Source organism: Nodosilinea sp. LEGE 07298 (genome assembly GCF_015207265.1).
Taxonomy (GTDB): Bacteria; Cyanobacteriota; Cyanobacteriia; order Phormidesmidales; family Phormidesmidaceae; genus Nodosilinea.
The window spans coordinates 1-18,117 of sequence record NZ_JADEXE010000127.1 but is presented as its reverse complement, the minus strand read 5'-3'; the positions used below and the strand labels follow the sequence as shown (position 1 = coordinate 18,117).

Below are 18,117 nucleotides of genomic sequence, written 5' to 3'. Positions count from 1 at the left end.
CAGGGGGGCTAGAGAGCAGGGGGGCTAGGGAGCCAAGCAATTCGGAATGGTGGGCATATTTCAGCCGTCGAGTACTAATGCTTCTTTAAAAAAGCAAAGATGTCATCCAGCGATGGTGAGCTTTGGCGGGTGCCGCTAGCGCTCTGCCCTTTTGCCTGTTAGGAATGCTTTCCTACAGAATGCTTCGCAAAGGGTAAGTAGCTAGGCTAATTCAAATGTAGGATGGGTTAGCGATAGCGTAACCCATGCGGGCGTTGGGTTTCGTGCCTCAACCGCAACCTACACGGTCTTATATTTGATTGGGTCTTCCTACTTATTAAAATATTAAGACACTTTGACCTTAGCGGATTCAAAGGCCTGGCGATCTTCGTAGATCTCAAACACGCGATCCATGCTGGTGAGTTCAAATAGCATTCTCACCTGGTCATTCATGGAGCAAATGCAAAAGGTGCGATTTAGTCCTCGAATTTTTTTCAGCAGCACGACTAGGGTGCCAAGGCCAGAGCTATCGATGAACGTAATATCTTTAAGGTCAACTAAAATAACTTCGGCTCCGTTTTGCAGCAGATCTTCTACCGACTGGCGAAACTCTTCGGCTTTGGTGCTGTCTAAAATACCGGTAGGCTCGATAACTTGAATGCTAGAACTCATAATAAAAGTCATTATCCTAAACTAAAAATTTACTTGGCAGCTGTCCCTAATATCTGCGGTCACCTAATATCTACGGCTAAGTAAGGGCTAGAGCCGGAGAATAAATGGCTTTCGGAGTGCGATCGCGCTCAATTTCCACCACTAGGTTAACGTGTTCCCCATCCTGCTTGAGGGGAGTGATAAACAGCTCCGGATGCAGCGCGCGCCAGAAGTACTCCACAAATTCATCAATGGTGGTGTCACTCATGCCAGCTTTCCCCTGAGCTTTCATTTGGTGTTCAGCGTCTTTGCGCCACTGCTTGCTCAGCCGGTAGTCTGCTGGGCAAAGTACCATCAGGCGATCGAGACAGTCCCACAGGGGCAGGTAGGTGGAGAGCTGGGCGTTCATATCGCGGGCAAACTGGCGGTCGGCCTCCGTAACGATCTCGGTGGCGATGGGCGCTGGAGCGTGGTCAAAACAGCCAGGATCAACCGGTCGCGCCCCTAAAAACCAGCCCTCAAACAGCAGAATATCGACATCCTGCACCCACTCGGGCTCGGTGCGATCGCCTTCGCCACCGTGCAGAGATTTATCAAAGCGCGGCAAGGCAACGGCTTCGTCCGCTTTGGCTGAACGAATGTGGGCGATCGTCACTAGCCCCAGGTCAATATCGTGGGTGCCCGGTGGCCCCCGCCACCGCAGCCGGGGGTCGCTCTGAATCAGCTGCTGGCGATCGCGGTAGGTCTTGTAGAGGTCGTCGATGGAGAGGCCCACCGCCTTGTAGCCCATCACTCCCAGCAAGTGCCGCAGAATGAGGGTAAGGGTAGTTTTGCCAGTGCCCTGCCCCCCCAGCACGCCCTGAATGAGGGGCGCATTTAGCTCGTCGCGGGCCTGCTTGAGGGTGAGCGCCAGGGGAAGCCACAGCTGCCAATACAGATTTAGGTAGCGATCGATCGGGCCAGGGGGTAGGGGCAACGCGTCGTGATGAGGCCCTAGGGTGTGCAGCCAATTTAGACGCTCTTGCAGCTTGGCCACTCCGTTAACGGGGGTAATGCCCCAGGCGGCAGCCCGCCGAGGGTCAGCCAGTTCCCACGCTAGCAGCTGCTGAAGCTGGGCGTCGTCGCAGGGACTCCCAGCTAGATGAGTAGCCAACAGGGGCGCAATTTCAAAATTACCGGGCGCAAAATTCATGGCTGTTTCTGCCAGGTCTGCCATAGCTTTTACTGGTTACTGAGCTGAACCAAAATGCTGCCGGTCTGCATGGCATCACTGCGATCGCCGCTGACCAGCGTAATTTGCTGTAGGTGCTTGAGGGCAGGCTGTGCCGCTGTGCCCCACAGCCGCCACTGGGGCAGCTGGGCGACCAAACTAGCCTGAACCTGGGACCAGTCGATGTGCACATAGCCGGTGCTGGGGCCAGGGAGTTGCGCCACCTGTTGCCACCAGGTCGGCGGCTGCCTGGGGGCGCTGGGGTGAATGACGGCGTCTAGCATAGCGGCAGAGGTCGCCAGCACCTCGTACTGGTCTATCTGGGCCTGCAGACCAGCCACCTCTGCCATCACCTGCAAGGGTTGTGACCGGTTAGGCGACAGAGCCAAGCGGGTCCAGGCGATCGCCGGGGTGCCCCTTAAATCTAGGGAACCCACGCCCAGCCCCTGCTGCCGAGCCAGCTCGGTTAGATCAGCTAGCGTTTTGCTCAGCGTTACACTTTGGGGAGCAACCACCAGCCAGTCGGGGGCATTGGCCCTAGCCGTAACCAGCCCAACGCCGTAGGCGCGATCTACCCCAGTTTGTAATAGCTCCGCTGCTCCCGATCCTAATGCCTTGTCGATGACCGGGGCTAGGGGGGGCGCCCCATCACCCGTCGGAGCCCCCAGCGCCAGCAGTGGCTTTAAGCGCTGGCCTAGAGCTGTCAGGTCAGTGCCCAGGGCCGTTACCGCTAGCGAATCGGGCAGATAGGGCGCGATCGCCTGCCAATCTGCCGCCGTGGCCCGCTGGGGATGTAGCCTGTGCCCCTGCGCTGCGAGCAGGGCCGTATGGCCTACCAGCCCCTGGCGAGTGAGTTGCCACGACATCAGCCCCCAGCCCACCTCATCGTCGGTGGCCTCTAGCTGGTTCAGGCTCACGGTGGCATCTCGATCGGGGTGTAGCCAGCGGTTGACGGCGGGCAGGTTGAGGGCCAGCAGCCCAACGCGGGTCTGAGGCAGCTCTCGCAGAGCGGTTTTGTAGCGGCGATCGGCCTGCAGGTTGAGGTCGCTCGACTGAGCGGCGGTGAGGGCCTGGCGCAGCACGGTGGGATGGTTAGCCGCCAGCACGTAACGGTTGGCCACCAGGGTTGTAGCCAGCTGGGCCGTATCTTCGCCGGGGAAGCGCTGTGCGCCCCGCCGGGCGTAGATCAATCGGTTACCCGAAAAGTCTTCAAAGGTGAGGGCATCGCCTGCGATCGCGCGGTTTTGCCAGTACAGCTCTAGGGCCGCCTGGGCGGCAGCGCTGTCGTTACAGGCCAGCGCCACCAGGTAGCCTGGGGTGGTGCCATTGGCGGGGTCTTGGTCGAGGTCGGGGGTGACCAGAGCGGCGGTCACCTCTTCCCCAAGCCAGGGCTGAATATCGCGGCTGTAGCTGAGGCCAGTATTGGCTAGCAGCGCCTGCTCAATCAGTTCTTGATCGTGGCGAGTGTCTTGGCGCAGGCGAGGGGCGGCCAAATACTCCCACAGGTCGGCGAGGCGATCGGGGCGCACCAGCACCGAGGCCACCACCGTTGACTGCTTGGGCATAAACTGGAGCGCTAGCGGCTGCCCCTGACCGCCGCGCTCAATCAGGTACAGCGGGGTACTGAGGGTGAGGCGACCCAGCAGGCCCAAACCCAGCACCAGCACCAGCCCAGCGGCAATGGCGAGGGGACGAATAAAGGAGCGAAACTTCATTGACCTCACGCTTGAAACCCCAAAACACCCACAGCGCGATGGCCTGCGCTGACTAATTCTTCCTAGTGTATGGCCCTTCGAGACTCGTAACGCCTCGGATGCCAATCGGCTGTTTAGAAATTAAATAATGTAAATGTTCGGTTTTTTAAGGTTGAAGGGGAGTTTTGGGCGATTTTAGCCGCCGCTGCCGCCGCCTGACGGGATCATGTCGTGGCCCCAGCTTCGGTTATTTTCGCTATAGTTCTTACTCCCAATCCACCGGCTGGATGCGATCGATGTAGTCGAGGTTAGCCACCTCGATCAAAATGGTTTCGTAGTTAGCCTGGTTGGTATTGCCGATCGCCAGCACCTCACCTTCGCTACAGCCGATGCGGCCTCGGCTCTGGGGGAAAAGCTGCACCGAGGGGTCGATCGCCCCAACAGCCTGGGCATAGGCGTCACCAGTCGGAATGCAGAACTCATAGTCGAGCGATCGTTTGCCATTGGGCGGGCCGTAGAGACCGTTTTCATCGAGGGTGCTGAGGTCAAAGGCGATTTTATCGCTGGCGCTGCTGTCCGAGGAGGCCGTGGGCAGGCAGGCGGCGGCAATTACCAGGACGGTGGCCCCTAGGGGCAGCGCGATCGCGGCACGAATGCCAGCGGTATAGCGCTGGTTAGGGCGCTGAAGACACAGGCCAGCACTACGGGCAATTAGGGCGGTGAACTGGCGTATAGCCATAGCACAGAACGGGTTTAGGAGGACGGAGACTCGCTAGGTACGGTGCCAATAGACTGGCTGACGATGGTGCTGGCTTGTTTTTCAGTCTCGGCCTTGCGCTCACTGTAGCGATCGGTCAGGTAATCGACTTGATCGCGCAGCAGCAGGGTGAATTTATAAAGTTCTTCCATGACATCAATGACGCGATCGCGGTAGGGCGACTCTTTCATCGTGCCATCGTCGTCGAACTCCTGATAGGCCTTAGGCACCGATGACTGGTTGGGAATCGTAAACATTCGCATCCAGCGGCCCAGCACCCGCAGCGTATTCACTGCATTGTACGACTGCGACCCGCCGCACACCTGCATCACCGCCAGGGTTTTACCCTGGGTGGGCCGCACTGCGCCAATGCTCAAAGGAATCCAGTCGATCTGGTGCTTGAGCAAGCCGCTCACGTTGCCGTGCATTTCGGGGCTAGACCACACCTGCCCCTCTGACCAGGTGACCAAATCGCGCAGCTCTTGCACCTTGGGGTGGCTGTCGGACACGCTGCCGTGGAGTGGCAGATCGTGAGGATGAAAAAAGCGCGTTTCGGCCCCAAACCCCTCAATAATTCTGGCGGCTTCCTCGGCCAGCAGCCGACTGTAGGAGCGATCGCGCAGCGAACCGTAGAGCAATAAAATCCTCGGTTTGTGGTCAAAGCTCATAGATCTTTCCCCTATAGCTGGCTCCAACCCGCCAGCCTACTGATCTAGGCGAGTACCAATCAGGCAGGCTCCCGTGAGGCTAACGCCGTCGAGTTGCGTACCCGTTAGATCGGAACAGAGCAAGTTGGCCCCACCCAGCGCTGCCCCCGACAGGTTAGCCTGGCGCAGGTCGGCTTCTTCTAAATTAGCGTTGTCAAGCCGCGCCCCCTGTAGGTCGGTCTGGGAAAGGTCGGCCCCCTTGAGGTTGGTATCGCTGAGGTTGGCCCCCCGCAGGTCGGCCCCCCGCAGATCTACCCCCTGCAGGTTGACGCCCATCAGGTTGCAGCCGCTTAAGAATGCCCCGGCCAGGCTCACCCCAGCTAGGCGGGCACCCATCAAATTGGCCCCGCGTAGGTTAGCGCCGCGCAGATCGGCCCCGGTGAGGTCGCACTGCATTAGATTGGCCCCCCACAGGTTGGCCCGCAGGTCGGTGCCTACCAGGCTAGCTCCCATCAGATTGGCTCCTTCCAGGTGAGCTTTGGCGAGGGAGGCGCGGCTCAGGTCGGTGCCCACCAGATTGGCTCCGGCTAGCTGAACGCCCGCTAAATCAGCGCCGGAGAGATCTTCGTCTTCTAGGTTGGCCCCGGCCAGGTGACGGAGCTTTCCCAATCGCAGGGCGGCAATATCTACAGAGTCGCTAGGCACAGGAGTCACGGTTACAGGGGTCGCGATTACAAAACAGGCTATCGAGGCAGCAGTTCAGACGAGGAGGGAAAGACCGAGGTCTGGTCGGCCACATCGGGGTTTAGAAGTCCTGATCCCAGGGTAATTTTAGTCGGTATTGTGGGCAAGCTCATGCCCTGCTGCAGGCCCATCACCATTAGCCCCAGTATTTCAACCAGTTTTGGATCCCATTGTTCACCGGCTTCGGCTTGGCAGGTGCCCAAGACCTCGCCCAATACGGCCATGTTGTCGACGTCAGTGTCTTGGCCGTGGCGAGCTTCGGCCACCCGGTGCTGAAATTCGGCCACCAGGCTGAGCATGCGCGACTCCAGCGGCACTGCATCACCGGCTAAGCCCGCCGGGTAACCGCTGCCATCCCAGCGTTCGCCCTGGTGGGCAATGATGGCGGCCACGGCCCGCAGGCGGGGCATGAGTCGTAGAGCCTGCACTTCTGGAATCAGCGGGCAGCTCGGCCCATCGTTAGATAGGGTGGCCAGGTCGGGGGCGGGGGCAATGCGGTGCAGCATACCGGCCAGCCGCAGCCGCTGGAGCTGCCAGGCGGGCAGATCGAGCAGCTGACCCATCATTTCTAATAAAGACACCACTTCACTGGCCGCCAGAGGGTTGACCGGGTCACTGAGGTCAACCAGCTGGGCCATCCGCAAAAAGGCCTGGAGTTCGTTAGATACCAGATTTTGCTCCAGGTCTTCGACCAGGCTGAAGGCGAGGTTGCCCTTGAGGTCGTTGCGGCTGTTTTGCAGGTAGTGCACCACCTGGCTAACGGTGTGGCTAACGGTGGCAGGTTCGTCGCTGTGGAGGGCGGGGTTTTGCTGTTTGAGCCGAGTCAGGTGGTCGGCTAGCTGCGCCTGCAGGGTAGGGTCGTAGTGACCCACGTGGGCGATCGCCAGCTCAATCGTCTGACTCACCAGGGCCGAGTCAAAGGTCCAAAAGCCGTAAAACTTGCGCTCCAGGTCCTGCTCAGGTACCCCGGATTTACCGTAGTCTTCCACCGATAGCTCCTGACACAGCACCATCGCGGTGTAGTCGGGAGAAAGAATCATCAGGTGCCACTCTTCGGCCACGGGGTCGTCGTTGGCCAAATCGACTAGGGCCACGTTCTCGCGCTGGCTGGTGGGGTGATCGTGAAAGCCAGCCTCGGGAGAGGCCATAATCACAATCTGCTCGGCCTGCTCGGCGATCGCGCTGTAGCGATCGGCCTCTTGCAGATACCACTTACCCCGCTGAAAGGCCGTAATTACCAGCGGTGCAGAACCAGAGGTCAAAATACAGTCTTCAAGGGCGTGGCAGAGGGCAACCAAAGTGTTTTTGTAGTAAACCCCATAGTTGAGCGGCGTAGTATCTGGCTCAGCCCGGCCATCCACCAGCTGCTTTAATATTGACCCCTCCAGCATTGCAATCCCCTATAGTTTCAATTGACTGTAGCGTCTGTATCAGGATGATAACGCAGCCACAGGGCGGCGGTCAGCCTCAATCGGGGCGCTCAAAGCGTCTTCTAAAGGCGCGCGTCCCAAACGCTCTTCTAGAATATCCATCACCTCGCGACCAAAGTCGTCGGGGTTGCGCTGCCAGGCTTCCAGGCAAACTTCTCCCAAAAACGACCCCAGCGGCTCCGGGTTCCACAGCAGCTTCTTCGACACCCAGGGTAGGTGAATGTCCAGGGGGTTGTAGTCGCGCTTGAGAATATTTTTATCGAAGGCGTACTCTTCTAAGTGAGTATGGGGCTGGAGGCCAATGAAGAAAATGGCGGGCTCCACCTTCTCGCGGCCAAACACCTCTTCCAAAGCCCGGTGGTAGGCGAGGGTTTGGCGAATGGTTTCGGGCCGCTCGTCGATCACATTAAACGAGTAGTTGACCGATACCAGGTCGTTAAATCCGGCGGCCTTGAGGTCTTTGCAGTTTTGCAGCACCGTGCGCAGGTTGTAGCCCATGCGCATTTTGCGTACCAGCTCCTGAGAGCCGCTAGTGATGCCAATTTCAAAGTAGTTCATGCCGGTGTCGGCCATCAGCTGGCAGAGCTTGGGCGTCAGGTTGTCGGCGCGAATGTAGGCGGCCCAGTGAATATCGGTCATGCCCGCGTCGAGAATCTTCTCTAGCAGCTCTTCGGCATCGCGCATAAACCGGCGGGCCGGGATGAACTGGGCATCGGTAAACCAAAAGTTGCGCACGCCCCGTTTGTAGAGCTGCTGCATTTCGGCCACCACCTCTGCGGCGGGGTTAATGCGCACCTGCTTGCCCTCAACCACCGTGTAGATGCAGTAGCAGCAGTTGTGGGGGCAGCCCCGCTTGGTCTGCACACCAATATAAAAGTCTTGGTCTTGCAGGTAGTAATCAAACTCGGGCCAGATCGTCTCGATGTAGTCGTAGTTGCAGGCGGTTTTTTCGAGTGGAGCGGGCTCTTCATGAATGAGGCGATCGCGCGGGGTGGTTTCCCCAGCTATGTAGCAGCGCTGGTCCAAGAAATCTTCGCCGCGCAGGATCCGCTCTAGCAGCATTTCCCCCTCGCCTACCGAAATAATCGTGCCCTTAGGCAGTCGGTTGTGGAGCTGCTCATAGAAGACGCTCACGGCACCGCCGCCGACTACGGTGGTGACGTTCTGGTGGTAGCGCTGGGCGCGCCTAAAGCCGCGCTTGATCAGCCCCTGATTGCGCCAGAGTTCGGCCAGGTAGGTAGTGGCCATCCGCAGGCCGCCGAAGGCACCTCTGGCTTTTAAGAACAGGTTGCGGGCGTAGAAAAACTCAAAGGCGTTTTGCAGGGGGTTGCCGCCGCGACCGCCTACGGGAGCAAAAATTTGAATATCGCGCCACGAAAACACCAGCAGGGTGGGCTGAAAGTCGTCGATGCAGCGATCGAGGGCAGCGCCGTAGTCGAGGGGTGGCACCGCCCCCAAATCAAAAATGCGCTGCTCTAGATGAGGGAAAAGCTTATGTACATGATCAGCCAGGTAGACCACCCCAACCGGAAAGATTGGGTTACAGGGCAGCCGCACGTAGAGCACACGGGCCTGGCTAGCGGTAGAGAAAGGCATGCTTATCAGGCTTGATACATATCTTCACGATAGCACCGTCCCTTCGCTTGGGTAGGGCAAAACAATAAATCTCTCCCTGGAGCCGCCACACTGCCGCCACGACTATAGACTTGGCTCAATTATCACATCCCAGGATTCAGAGCTCTCAGTACTGTATAGCGCTACATAAGGGTCATAGCTCACAGGCAGAACACCAGCAAAACGACTGTAAAACTTCCTCCGCATGGTATAAAAAAATAGTGAAATTTTAAGGCTGGCCTTAGGAAGGGGCATTCAAAGAATTCACCTGTGTGATGCTGGGCCAGGGGCAGCTAGAAAAAAAGCTTCAGGGCAGGGCTGTTGCAAAGCTTGAAGCAATGTGTCCGATTGTTGTAAATAGTGACGGTGTTGTAGGGGTTGGTAGTCGCCTTTACAACAGCTGGGGATCGCGAAGTGTTAGGCTTTGCCCAGTGATTCTTGCAGTATTGCCGTAAAGCATCAATGGCACAAATCCTTGATCCCCTTCCCTCCGATGGTCAGAGCCAGATTCTCTGCTGCTATGTAAATGCCACCAGTAAAATCCAGGTTGCTCGCATTACAAATGTGCCCGATTGGTACTTTGAGCGAGTGGTTTTTCCGGGGCAGCGGTTGCTTTTTGAAACCGTACCTAGAGCACTCCTAGAGATTCATACCGGCATGATGGCCAGCGCTATTTTGTCTGACAGTATTCCCTGCGATCGCCTACAGGTCGATGCACCTGAGCCAGCGGGTTTTGACCCGGCCTCAGGTGCAGAGCTTGGGGCCAAACAGGTTAGTGATCCCCTAGAAGAGCAAACACCTGCGATCGCGGCTTCACCGGCCAGCTAGTCCAGTGGTTAGCTCGATAGTCTAAAGGGTCAGTAGACTGTAGAGTAGCGCGGTCACCCTGGTCTTGGCGGCTAGCCTTCATCGATTTTGAAGGTCGGTTACGTATCTGCTTGATATCACCAGGGCAGGGCCAATGGTGTTAATCAAGGGGAAACGGTGAACCTACCTTCATTTTTATGGCTGTGGCGTATTGCCGCATGGTCAATGGGGCTTACCCTCACGGGGTACGCACTGTTAGCAATGACGGGTGGCGTGCTCTATTACACCCGGTCTCAGCAGCAAAAACGATCGGCTTGGGTGCGGCCCCTACACATCGGGCTGGGCACGGCGATCGTTATGCTGGTGCTGGTGCTGCTCGCCATTGGCATTGTTGGCACCCTGGGGGAATATGGCCGTTTGGGCCACTCTTTTCACCTGTTGTTTGGGCTGTCGGTGGTGGCGCTGGTGCTGGCCTCGGCCTGGAGCGCCAGCCGCATTGCCCCCGAGCGCCCCTGGGCGCGTCCCCTGCATGTGGGGCTAAATGGCGGGCTGGGGTTGGGGCTAGCTGCTGCCGGTCTGTCGGGCTGGCAGGTGGTGCAAAAGTATTTACCTTAAAGGGGTATTCCCGGTTAATTCATGGGTAAGAATACGCGACGCTAGCGCTGAGCTAGGCACTTGTTACGCCTTGTTTTGGGCCACGGTTTTTTGTCACAGTATTAATGGTTATGGTTGAGTCTTCGCCTCTAGCCTCGGCCACTCTGGCCTCTGGCGATCGCCAGATCTTTCGAATTTCGCCGCTCATTCGCCTGACGCTGCTGCTGCTGTACTTGGCCCTGCTGGGGCCTTTGCCTTTTTTAGCTCAGGTGACTCAGTCGGGCGTCTCTCCGCGACTCGTGGCGGTAGGTATTGTGCTGGGTGGCCTGGGTATCTACGGCGCACTGGGCCAGCGGGTCGAGGTCGATGATCAGAGCATTCAGGTTACCTACCCAGCCTGGATTCGCTGGTTGTTTCGCGGGGGGTGGCAGCTGCCCTGGAGCGAGGCCCAGTCCCTAAAGCCTCGTTCGACTGGCCAGGGAGGGCTTGTATACTATTTTGTCGGAGCCAATCAGCAGGCCTATCTGCTACCCATGCGGGTAGCCGGGTTCGCGCGTCTGGTGAAGTTAGTTGAAACCTATACGGGCATCGACACTCAGGATGTCAAACCCTTAGCCCAACCCTGGATGTACTTCATTTTGCTAGGGTTTACCCTGCTGCTGCTGCTGGTCGATGCCTGGACTATTACCACAGCGCTGCAGATGACCTAGCTGGCGTGGCGTGGCCCTGGCTATGCCTGTGGTACGTGCCAGCAACGGTTGACACCGGATCTTAATAAGGGCAGCCGCACTGCCTGGCCTCGCAGGCGAAACCCTACAGTCTATGGGTCTGCGGGTGCCCATGGAACGGTATAGTTAATGAACAGTATTTTCAATAACGCTCCTGCCGTCACGCCCTGCTTCGCGGCTAGCGGCTCTGCCGCCCTTTTTTTGTCAGGCTATGACCCCACCGGATATTCTTCGCCTTGATGCGATTACCAAGCGCTACAACCCCCACCAGCCACCGGCTGTAGACCAGGTCAGCCTGAGTTTAAGACAGGGCGAAATCTTGGGGCTGTTGGGGCCATCGGGCTGTGGTAAAACAACGTTGCTGCGGCTTATTGCTGGGTTTGAACGGCCCGATCGCGGCACCCTCTACTTTGGCCAGCAACCGGTGGGTGGCTCGACCTGGCTGCCTCCAGAATGCCGCGATGTAGGCATTGTGTTTCAAGACTATGCCTTGTTTCCCCACCTGACGGTCGAAAAAAATGTGGCCTTTGGTTTGCAGCGGCGCGGGGGTAAAGGCCACAGGAAAGTGGTGAGTGGGCCGGGGGCACTATCGCCGACCGATATTACCAAGCACACGGCGGCGGCGATCGCCCTGGTTGGCCTCGAAGGTCTCAAGCACCGCTTTCCCCACGAGTTGTCTGGGGGGCAGCAGCAGCGAGTAGCCCTGGCCCGCGCTCTAGCCCCGCGTCCGGCGATTATTCTGCTCGACGAGCCTTTTAGCAACCTGGATGTGCAGGTGCGGCTCTACCTGCGCCAGGAGGTGCGCGATATTTTGCGCCAGGTAGGCGCATCAGGAGTGTTTGTTACCCACGATCAAGAAGAAGCCCTGGCCCTGGCCGATCGCGTCGCCGTCATGCATCAGGGACACCTGGAACAGCTTGATGCCCCTGAAGTGGTCTATGGCCAGCCTGCATCGCGCTTTGTGGCCGAGTTTGTCACCCAGGCCAACTTTTTACCCGCCCAGCTTAGCCCGCAGGGCTGGCAAACCGAGGTTGGCTGCTTTGCCGCTGAGGCCAACGAGACCAAGCTTGCCCAGGCTGAGCTAATGGTGCGCCAGGAAGATTTGGCTTTGGTAGAAGAGGCTGGGGGGGTGGCTGTGGTGCGCGATCGCCAGTTTTTGGGCCGCGAGTACCAGTACTGTCTGCAAACGCCCACGGGCCAGCTGATCTACGCTCGATTACCCTTGGGTAGCGCTATTGCGGTGGGCAGTCGGGTCGCGATCTCGGTACCGTCGCAGCGGGTGCGTCTGTATCCAGCTTTGGGCAGGGGCACCGTCCCAAAGACCAGCTCCACCAGCCTATCAATGCCCATGGTCTAGCAGCCCCCAGGTCGCTCAGCCTTGGCGTTTTACAGTTAGGGTACGCATCCTAAAATACTTGGGCAGCAAGACTCATAGCCCAAGCCCTGATTAGAGGTTCTAGATCGGAATAGGAATACAGCAGGGAATGATGAAACATCCGCCCTGAGCTTGCCGCGACTGTAAGGTTTGGGCCGCCAGTTGGCAATTTCTAAATTGCTGGGGTGCCATCCGAATGGCAGCACTTAAATTTTGCTCGATCAAAAGGTGCTTGATGTGATCTGAGCAAGACTCGCCGTACAGCACCCCATGGGGGCAGGAAAATCCCTTGCGTGGAGAAATATGCGTGCGGTAAACATTGAGCGAGGCGATCGCAGCCTGGGTTGCAACCGATTCAAATGTGTAGGCTGTCATGGGGCTAAGCCAGGGATAGACATCACACCACACTGTGATCCAAAACTATGGCTAGCAGACTCTATCAAGCGGTCTAATTACAGCTACGGCTTTCCTACGCCCTAACGGCAGGATTATGCAAGGGCGGCGCTACCTCGACGATGTTGGGGAAGCTGTCGAGTAGAGCGCTAGCACAATCCCTACAAAGCCGAGCCTGATGGGATAGTTATGCCGTCTAGCTCATAATTCACTTATGCTGCGCTGTTTGAGTAGTTGTAAACAGGAACCTGAACGAAATGATCGGGTTCTTGCTGATTCAAAATTGTTTGCTGCAAGCGCTCTAAAGTTGATGGAGAGAAAAACTGTTCGCCTGTTTCTTCATTAACGCGAGTTGGCACATTTTCGATCAGAATAATTTGGTCGTTGAGGTGCAGGGTATAGGTAACCTGCTTTTCGATCAGGGTTTCTTGCCATTCAATTACCATTGCTAACCCATCTCTTTTTGTAAAATCGCTAGGATTTTGTCGAAGCATACTCCGAACTATTTGGTTATCAAAGTTCTCGTCCGCTAAGAAGCGCAACATTTCAACTCTGTTTTTGATGCTCAAGCCTTGCCAATAGCCGATCGTGAATTCCAATCGGATTAAAACGACGTTCGTTTTCTTGACGAACTTGACTGGCACGCTCTTGTCGAATTTTTATGTAAGCATCAACTTCAGCTTTTCGTCTTAGGTAGTAAGCAATTGCCGAGTACACATCAGCAAGTTGAAGAGATGGATACTGCTCGACAATCTCTTCTGCTGTAGCACCCTCCAAGAAGGCAGCGACCACAGTATCCAAGGTGACACGAGTGTTGCCGACAAGAACGACGCCATCCTCATTTGATTTGAGTGGTGTTGGCTCAGTTGCGATCGCTAGTGTCATCGGTACTACCAGGTGCGCTAGTTTGATGGTAACAGGCCCTCGAAGCACTCAGGGTATACGGTTGGCTTCTCTGTATCGTCCCCGGTTTACCTGCCCTTGATCGCATCCCTAACCTCCCGTACCAAAATCTGACGAACAATAGATTGATCAACGGCGTGCTTAGAAAACTCAAATCGGTCTTCAGCGAACCTCTGCCGTATGCTTTCAATGCTTGCGGCCATAACAGCTATTGTAGCAACGTAGATTGGGGTGGCGCGATCGCAGAACATAATACAGATAAGCTAGTGTTGGGTTACACTTCGTTTCACCCAATCTACTTACTGCGGGCTCTCTTGAAGAATCAAAGCAAGTAGTCTTTTAATCTCAGTATCTACCGACACAAGGTCAGAATCATAAGGGAAGTGACTGCCGTAGAGAAAGTGCCCTTGTAAGCTTGGATGAGGGGAGACTTCAATTTGTTTCGATTGCAACCATCGACCCAGTTGGGTATCGAAGCCATCATGCCCTGGGGTTTTGGGCACGCCCTTACTCGTCTTATTATCTTTGATTCGAATATCCCAACCATCGACACTTAAATCCGCTGCAATGCTTATGACATAATCAGGCAAAACAGAAGTCCAATATCCGGCAACTTCTCTAAGCCGTTTTTCTTTAAGGCCACTGCCATAAAACCATAGATTAACTGTGTCTGATTCTTTTTCTCTCATCAACTCCGCCAAAGCAGCTGTCTTTTTCTTCATTTCTTTTTGCAAGCTTGTCACTTTCTGTAGCAAAGAGACAATGTCTTCCTCATGAGATTGCAGGAACGTCAAAAATTCTTGATTCATTACCCTTGCTTCGTGTAAATTCTGAGTGGTTTGAATGAAGTCCAGAAGAAAGATTAAATATCGATTATCCGCATCAATAATTCGATCTCCAATTCGATGAAGAATCTCCTGGCAAAAAGATTTATATAGAACAGGCTGAAAATTTCCTATGTTAGTTCCCGAAGAAATATCAAAGAGCGTTAGCAGAATCAACACAACCGGACGCTGACTGGCAATCTTATTTGCGTACTGCTCATAGTCCGGAAAGGGATTATTTGCAGTGTGAAAAAGCTTGTTCTCGATAACGATTACAGCATCTGGATAGGCATCGATTAGCAGATCGATTCTATTGCCCAAAGAAGTACTGATCTCTCGCGCTACAGAAACGGCCAACGGATTGCTGATTATGACAGGGGTAGCTGCAAGGGAGAGTAATGCTTCTAAAAGCAATGTCCCTAAGCCATGCTCAGCATTTGGGTTGAAGTAAAAGTCGAGCACATTGCTGGCAACATTCTCTAGATGGGGATACGACGTAATCTCCATGAATGTTGGAGAACACTTCTCATGGAAGGCTATCTTGCGAAAATGAGCTAAGGCTTCTGACAAGCTCTCATAATTCATAGGGATGAGGGAAACTATTTCCTAGAAGTTGCTCTAGACACCCGAAACGGAATTTGCATCTAACCGTTCTGCTAGCCAGAGCTTAATAATAGCTTCACGTTGAATCCCTAGCCGCTGGGCTTCCTTATCCAGGGCAGCTACCATCCACTGCGGAAATGTAAGTTCAATCGCTTGAGGTTCTAGCCCAGGTCGCCGTAGGGTAGAGAGGTCAAAATACTCTAGAACGTCTTCACCGTCATCAAACTTGCGATCCAGGTCTTCAGCGTTCATATAGCGATACCTCATTGTCGCGAGAGCGACGTACAGAAATAATGCGAACGTTCGTATCTCGGTAGGTAATGATTGCAGACCAGTACTTTCCCTCAATCTTACCAACTACTAAAAAGCGCGGTTCTACTGCAGATGTTGCCTGGAGATCTATTCGATACTGATCTTGCCAAAGCAGTTTAGCTGTCTCGAAATCGATGCCGTGCTTTGCTAAGTTGCTTTGGCTTTTATTGGGGTCATACTCAAACTGCACTACAGAGCCTGGTTAGAAATACTAAGGGTTTTCCATACACAGACCTCCGAGTTTTTCAAAAACTCGGAGGTCTGTCGGAGTTATAGCGGGCGGTAGACGCGGTAGTTGATGTTGGGGAAGATGTTGTCTACTACTTCAATTTTCTCTAGCCAGCCGGAGTCGATTTTGCCGCGCAGAATGTCATCCCACAGCTTTTGAAAGCGCATCAGGTGGGTGCGGGTGCGGCGTACGGCGTAGGGCACCATCGTACCCGTACGCATGATAAAGGCCCAGTCGGACGATTGCGCCAGCAGCAGCTCTCGCGCCGCCTGGTTGAGGGCGCGCCACTCTAGCTCGTCGGCGGGTTCGCGCCGGGCCAGGTCGATCATGCGCTCGGCGGCTTTATGCAAGTGGGGGTAGATCCAGGCGTTGGTTTCGTTCAGCCAGTATTCGTGGAAGCCCTTGTAGCCCCAGCTCGACTGGGAAGGGCGGGCTACCTGCTGGGTAGGATGACCCTGGAGGTAGTCGGCCAGGTGGGTCATTTCGTAGGTGTTTTGGTCAAACCAGCTCTTGCGGAAGAGATAGTCGAGGAACCAGGGGCCTTCGTACCACCAGTGGCCAAACAGCTCGGCGTCGTAGGGCGAGACGATGATCGGCGGGCGCTGCATCAGGCCGTGCAGGTGGCCGATCTGCTGCTCGCGGTTGTACATAAAGTTGGCGGCGTGCTCGGCGGCTTTTTCTTTGGCCCAGTAGGGGTCGTAGAGCTGCTTGTCTGACAGGCCCAGGCCCTTGCCGGTAATTTTGTGATACTTGATGCCCACATTTTTGCGCTGGCCGTTGGGCATGATGTAGGGCTTGATGTACTCGTATTCGGCATCCCAGCCCAGGTCGCGGTAAAACTCGCGGTACTCGGGGGCACCGGGGTAGCCCACCTGTGACGACCACACCTGCTGCGACGATTCGTGATCGCGGCCAAAGGCGGCTACACCGCTCTCAGTAAAGATGGGGGCGTAGCTGCCAAAACGGGGCCGGGGCCGAGCGTAGAGAATGCCGTGACCATCGGTGAGGAAGTAGCGCAGGCCCGCGTCGGCCACCATGCGCTCTAGGCCTTCGTAGTAGGCACACTCGGGCAGCCAGATGCCCTTGGGTGGCTGCCCAAAGGTGTCTTCGTAGTGCTCGGCGGCGACCTGAATTTGCGCCCATACCGCCTCGGGGTACATTTTCATCAGCGGCAGGTAGCCGTGGGTGGCCCCGCAGGTAATGATGTCGAGGTTGTTGCTGTCTTGGTATTGCTTAAAGGCGGTGACCAGGTCGCCGCTGTAGCTCTCCCACACGTCGCGCACGTGGTTGAACTCTTTGGCGTAGGTTTCGGCTAAATATTGCAGGTGGCCGCTATGGACGTGGCGCTCGACCTCTAGCTCGGTGAGCTCTTCGAGCATGGCCAGGTGGGCATCGAAGCGCTCTTGCAGCAGCGGGTCTTGCAGCATGGAGACCAGCGGCGGGGTCATGCTCATGGTGAGCTTGAAGTCGATGCCGTCGCGCTTGAGCCCATCAAACATGGTGAGCAGAGGCACGTAGGTCTCGATAATCGCCTCGTAGAGCCACTCTTCCTCTAGCACGTAGTCACTCTCTGGGTGACGCACGTAGGGTAAATGGGCATGGAGTACAAGCGCGAGATATCCGGTAGCCATAGGGTGCCGTTGAAGGAAATGAACTAAGAGCCGAGCTGTCGGGAGGGTAACCGCCGTTGACCAAATTCTAAGGCAAAAGGTAATCGCTAACGGCACTGTGGGCTGTATCCACCAGCCGGGGATGCTCAGGACGTTTGATAGCGGTTCGTTTTATTGCAGATTGATAAGACCAGCCCTGGTATGCCATGAAGCGATCGCCCCAGAACGTTTACAGAGAACTCTCTGGGGAAGGTTTATTGCGATCGCAGGTTACTGGGCCGCGCCTACCGCTTTGGGTTCAATATCAGCATCCCCATCAGTCTCGGCGGTAGCCGCAATCGTCGAGACCTCAGTGGGTTCAGCCGCTTTAGTTTCAGGCACAACCTCTTCAGCGGAATCTACTGCCTCAATCTCAGCGTTAGCCTCAGCGGGTTCATCGACGGCGATCGCATCCTCCTCGACCTCAGCAGGCTCAACAACCTCCACTTCAGCGATTGCGGGGGCAGGAGCCAGTTCGGGAGCCTTGGGCTCGGCAATAACGACGGGGGCTGTCTTAGCGGGCTTGGTCGTTGCCTTCGTCACGGTCGGAATGTCGCCGGTCAGCATCATCTGACGAACGATGCCGCCGTCCAGGTCGGTTAGCCCTTTAGCTTGGGAAATTTCGACGATTTTTTGACCCAGGGCCTCGCCGGTCTGGGTGGCTTTTTCTAGGGTGCTGTAGGACTGCTGGGCAAGCCGCTGCACGGCCAAGGTGAGTTCTTTATTGCCGCGCCGGGTGGAGGGTTGAATGCCACCAGCCACCAGCACAGCTTTGGCCCCGCGCCGGAGGGCCTGCTGAATCTGGCGTGTGCCTAGGGTGAATGCTTGGGTGGATGCCTTAGTTGATGCCATGGCGTTATCCTCGGTTACTGCGTTTTGGCGGGCCGGGGGTGGCCCAAGGTCACGCTACAGCAGGGCTGGAGGTTTGCCGTGCTGCGTGGAATACATTGGGGAAGGGGGGTAGGCGGGTGGAT

At 56.1% G+C, this 18,117-nt stretch carries 20 protein-coding genes; 4 read left to right on the top strand and 16 right to left on the bottom strand.

Features of this window, described 5'->3' with window-relative positions; translation table 11 throughout:
- Nucleotides 1-324: 324 nt before the first annotated feature.
- The 8 genes from IQ273_RS17595 to IQ273_RS17560 all read right to left on the bottom strand — a co-directional run bounded on the left by IQ273_RS17595 (nucleotide 325) and on the right by IQ273_RS17560 (nucleotide 8,708).
- A complete protein-coding gene (locus IQ273_RS17595) occupies nucleotides 325-651 on the bottom strand; it encodes an STAS domain-containing protein (RefSeq protein WP_194024468.1) in 327 nt (108 codons plus the stop codon).
- Between the two features lie 76 nt (nucleotides 652-727).
- Entirely contained in the window at nucleotides 728-1,846 is a 1,119-nt protein-coding gene (locus IQ273_RS17590; protein WP_228053282.1) for a glycerate kinase, read from the bottom strand.
- A gap of 5 nt (nucleotides 1,847-1,851) precedes the next feature.
- Nucleotides 1,852-3,555 (bottom strand): DUF3352 domain-containing protein, encoded by a 1,704-nt coding sequence (locus IQ273_RS17585; RefSeq protein WP_194024467.1) that lies wholly within the window; start codon nucleotides 3,553-3,555, stop codon nucleotides 1,852-1,854.
- Between the two features lie 244 nt (nucleotides 3,556-3,799).
- A complete protein-coding gene (locus tag IQ273_RS17580; RefSeq protein WP_228053280.1) occupies nucleotides 3,800-4,273 on the bottom strand; it encodes a hypothetical protein in 474 nt (157 codons plus the stop codon).
- Between the two features lie 14 nt (nucleotides 4,274-4,287).
- The gene (gene arsH / locus IQ273_RS17575) at nucleotides 4,288-4,959 is read right to left on the bottom strand and encodes an arsenical resistance protein ArsH (protein ID WP_194024466.1); all 672 of its coding nucleotides are present in this window, start codon (nucleotides 4,957-4,959) and stop codon (nucleotides 4,288-4,290) included.
- Nucleotides 4,960-4,995: 36 nt separating this feature from the next.
- The gene (locus tag IQ273_RS17570) at nucleotides 4,996-5,652 is read right to left on the bottom strand and encodes a pentapeptide repeat-containing protein (RefSeq protein WP_194024465.1); all 657 of its coding nucleotides are present in this window, start codon (nucleotides 5,650-5,652) and stop codon (nucleotides 4,996-4,998) included.
- 29 nt (nucleotides 5,653-5,681) lie between these two features.
- Entirely contained in the window at nucleotides 5,682-7,073 is a 1,392-nt protein-coding gene (locus IQ273_RS17565; RefSeq protein ID WP_194024464.1) for a DICT sensory domain-containing protein, read from the bottom strand.
- 39 nt (nucleotides 7,074-7,112) lie between these two features.
- On the bottom strand, nucleotides 7,113-8,708 hold the full coding sequence (locus tag IQ273_RS17560) for a photosystem II high light acclimation radical SAM protein (RefSeq protein ID WP_194024463.1): 1,596 nt from the start codon (nucleotides 8,706-8,708) through the stop codon (nucleotides 7,113-7,115).
- Between the two features lie 480 nt (nucleotides 8,709-9,188).
- On the opposite strand from IQ273_RS17560, the gene IQ273_RS17555 reads away from it, so the two are divergent.
- From IQ273_RS17555 to IQ273_RS17540, 4 genes are all read left to right on the top strand, one after another.
- Nucleotides 9,189-9,554 carry a DUF1830 domain-containing protein gene (locus tag IQ273_RS17555; protein ID WP_194024462.1) on the top strand — a complete coding sequence of 122 codons (366 nt, stop codon included), beginning with the start codon at nucleotides 9,189-9,191 and terminating at the stop codon, nucleotides 9,552-9,554.
- Nucleotides 9,555-9,710: 156 nt separating this feature from the next.
- Nucleotides 9,711-10,148: a DUF4079 domain-containing protein gene (locus IQ273_RS17550; RefSeq protein ID WP_194024461.1), complete on the top strand. Its 438-nt coding sequence runs from the start codon at nucleotides 9,711-9,713 to the stop codon at nucleotides 10,146-10,148.
- A 110-nt stretch (nucleotides 10,149-10,258) separates the two neighbouring features.
- On the top strand, nucleotides 10,259-10,837 hold the full coding sequence (locus IQ273_RS17545) for a hypothetical protein (RefSeq protein ID WP_194024460.1): 579 nt from the start codon (nucleotides 10,259-10,261) through the stop codon (nucleotides 10,835-10,837).
- 229 nt (nucleotides 10,838-11,066) lie between these two features.
- Entirely contained in the window at nucleotides 11,067-12,212 is a 1,146-nt protein-coding gene (locus IQ273_RS17540; RefSeq protein WP_194024459.1) for an ABC transporter ATP-binding protein, read from the top strand.
- 99 nt (nucleotides 12,213-12,311) lie between these two features.
- On the opposite strand, the gene yidD is transcribed toward IQ273_RS17540, so the two are convergent.
- The 8 genes from yidD to IQ273_RS17500 form a co-directional block, all read right to left on the bottom strand.
- A complete protein-coding gene (gene yidD, locus IQ273_RS17535) occupies nucleotides 12,312-12,605 on the bottom strand; it encodes a membrane protein insertion efficiency factor YidD (RefSeq protein ID WP_194024458.1) in 294 nt (97 codons plus the stop codon).
- A 230-nt stretch (nucleotides 12,606-12,835) separates the two neighbouring features.
- Nucleotides 12,836-13,168: a hypothetical protein gene (locus IQ273_RS17530; RefSeq protein WP_228053278.1), complete on the bottom strand. Its 333-nt coding sequence runs from the start codon at nucleotides 13,166-13,168 to the stop codon at nucleotides 12,836-12,838.
- A 1-nt stretch (nucleotide 13,169) separates the two neighbouring features.
- The gene (locus IQ273_RS17525; RefSeq protein ID WP_194024457.1) at nucleotides 13,170-13,508 is read right to left on the bottom strand and encodes a DUF433 domain-containing protein; all 339 of its coding nucleotides are present in this window, start codon (nucleotides 13,506-13,508) and stop codon (nucleotides 13,170-13,172) included.
- Nucleotides 13,509-13,825: 317 nt separating this feature from the next.
- Nucleotides 13,826-14,857, bottom strand: a complete 1,032-nt coding sequence (locus IQ273_RS17520; protein WP_194024456.1) for a PD-(D/E)XK nuclease family protein — start codon at nucleotides 14,855-14,857, stop codon at nucleotides 13,826-13,828.
- A 111-nt stretch (nucleotides 14,858-14,968) separates the two neighbouring features.
- Entirely contained in the window at nucleotides 14,969-15,205 is a 237-nt protein-coding gene (brnA, locus tag IQ273_RS17515; protein ID WP_194024455.1) for a type II toxin-antitoxin system BrnA family antitoxin, read from the bottom strand.
- Nucleotides 15,195-15,455 carry a BrnT family toxin gene (locus IQ273_RS35835; protein WP_194024454.1) on the bottom strand — a complete coding sequence of 87 codons (261 nt, stop codon included), beginning with the start codon at nucleotides 15,453-15,455 and terminating at the stop codon, nucleotides 15,195-15,197. The genes brnA and IQ273_RS35835 overlap by 11 nt, the downstream gene beginning before the upstream one ends.
- An 80-nt stretch (nucleotides 15,456-15,535) precedes the next feature.
- Nucleotides 15,536-17,125 carry a glycoside hydrolase family 57 protein gene (locus IQ273_RS17505; protein ID WP_194024453.1) on the bottom strand — a complete coding sequence of 530 codons (1,590 nt, stop codon included), beginning with the start codon at nucleotides 17,123-17,125 and terminating at the stop codon, nucleotides 15,536-15,538.
- Nucleotides 17,126-17,374: 249 nt separating this feature from the next.
- Entirely contained in the window at nucleotides 17,375-17,995 is a 621-nt protein-coding gene (locus IQ273_RS17500; protein ID WP_194024452.1) for a hypothetical protein, read from the bottom strand.
- Nucleotides 17,996-18,117: the final 122 nt, after the last annotated feature.

Coding starts and splice junctions, on each gene's coding strand:
- IQ273_RS17595 (WP_194024468.1), bottom strand. CDS start 651: ATGAGTTCTAGCATTCAAGTTATCGAGCCTACCGGTATTTTAGACAGC.
- IQ273_RS17590 (WP_228053282.1), bottom strand. CDS start 1,846: ATGGCAGACCTGGCAGAAACAGCCATGAATTTTGCGCCCGGTAATTTT.
- IQ273_RS17585 (WP_194024467.1), bottom strand. CDS start 3,555: ATGAAGTTTCGCTCCTTTATTCGTCCCCTCGCCATTGCCGCTGGGCTG.
- IQ273_RS17580 (WP_228053280.1), bottom strand. CDS start 4,273: ATGGCTATACGCCAGTTCACCGCCCTAATTGCCCGTAGTGCTGGCCTG.
- arsH (WP_194024466.1), bottom strand. CDS start 4,959: ATGAGCTTTGACCACAAACCGAGGATTTTATTGCTCTACGGTTCGCTG.
- IQ273_RS17565 (WP_194024464.1), bottom strand. CDS start 7,073: ATGCTGGAGGGGTCAATATTAAAGCAGCTGGTGGATGGCCGGGCTGAG.
- IQ273_RS17560 (WP_194024463.1), bottom strand. CDS start 8,708: ATGCCTTTCTCTACCGCTAGCCAGGCCCGTGTGCTCTACGTGCGGCTG.
- IQ273_RS17555 (WP_194024462.1), top strand. CDS start 9,189: ATGGCACAAATCCTTGATCCCCTTCCCTCCGATGGTCAGAGCCAGATT.
- IQ273_RS17545 (WP_194024460.1), top strand. CDS start 10,259: ATGGTTGAGTCTTCGCCTCTAGCCTCGGCCACTCTGGCCTCTGGCGAT.
- IQ273_RS17540 (WP_194024459.1), top strand. CDS start 11,067: ATGACCCCACCGGATATTCTTCGCCTTGATGCGATTACCAAGCGCTAC.
- yidD (WP_194024458.1), bottom strand. CDS start 12,605: ATGACAGCCTACACATTTGAATCGGTTGCAACCCAGGCTGCGATCGCC.
- IQ273_RS17530 (WP_228053278.1), bottom strand. CDS start 13,168: ATGTTGCGCTTCTTAGCGGACGAGAACTTTGATAACCAAATAGTTCGG.
- IQ273_RS17525 (WP_194024457.1), bottom strand. CDS start 13,508: ATGACACTAGCGATCGCAACTGAGCCAACACCACTCAAATCAAATGAG.
- IQ273_RS17520 (WP_194024456.1), bottom strand. CDS start 14,857: ATGGAGATTACGTCGTATCCCCATCTAGAGAATGTTGCCAGCAATGTG.
- brnA (WP_194024455.1), bottom strand. CDS start 15,205: ATGAACGCTGAAGACCTGGATCGCAAGTTTGATGACGGTGAAGACGTT.
- IQ273_RS17505 (WP_194024453.1), bottom strand. CDS start 17,125: ATGGCTACCGGATATCTCGCGCTTGTACTCCATGCCCATTTACCCTAC.
- IQ273_RS17500 (WP_194024452.1), bottom strand. CDS start 17,995: ATGGCATCAACTAAGGCATCCACCCAAGCATTCACCCTAGGCACACGC.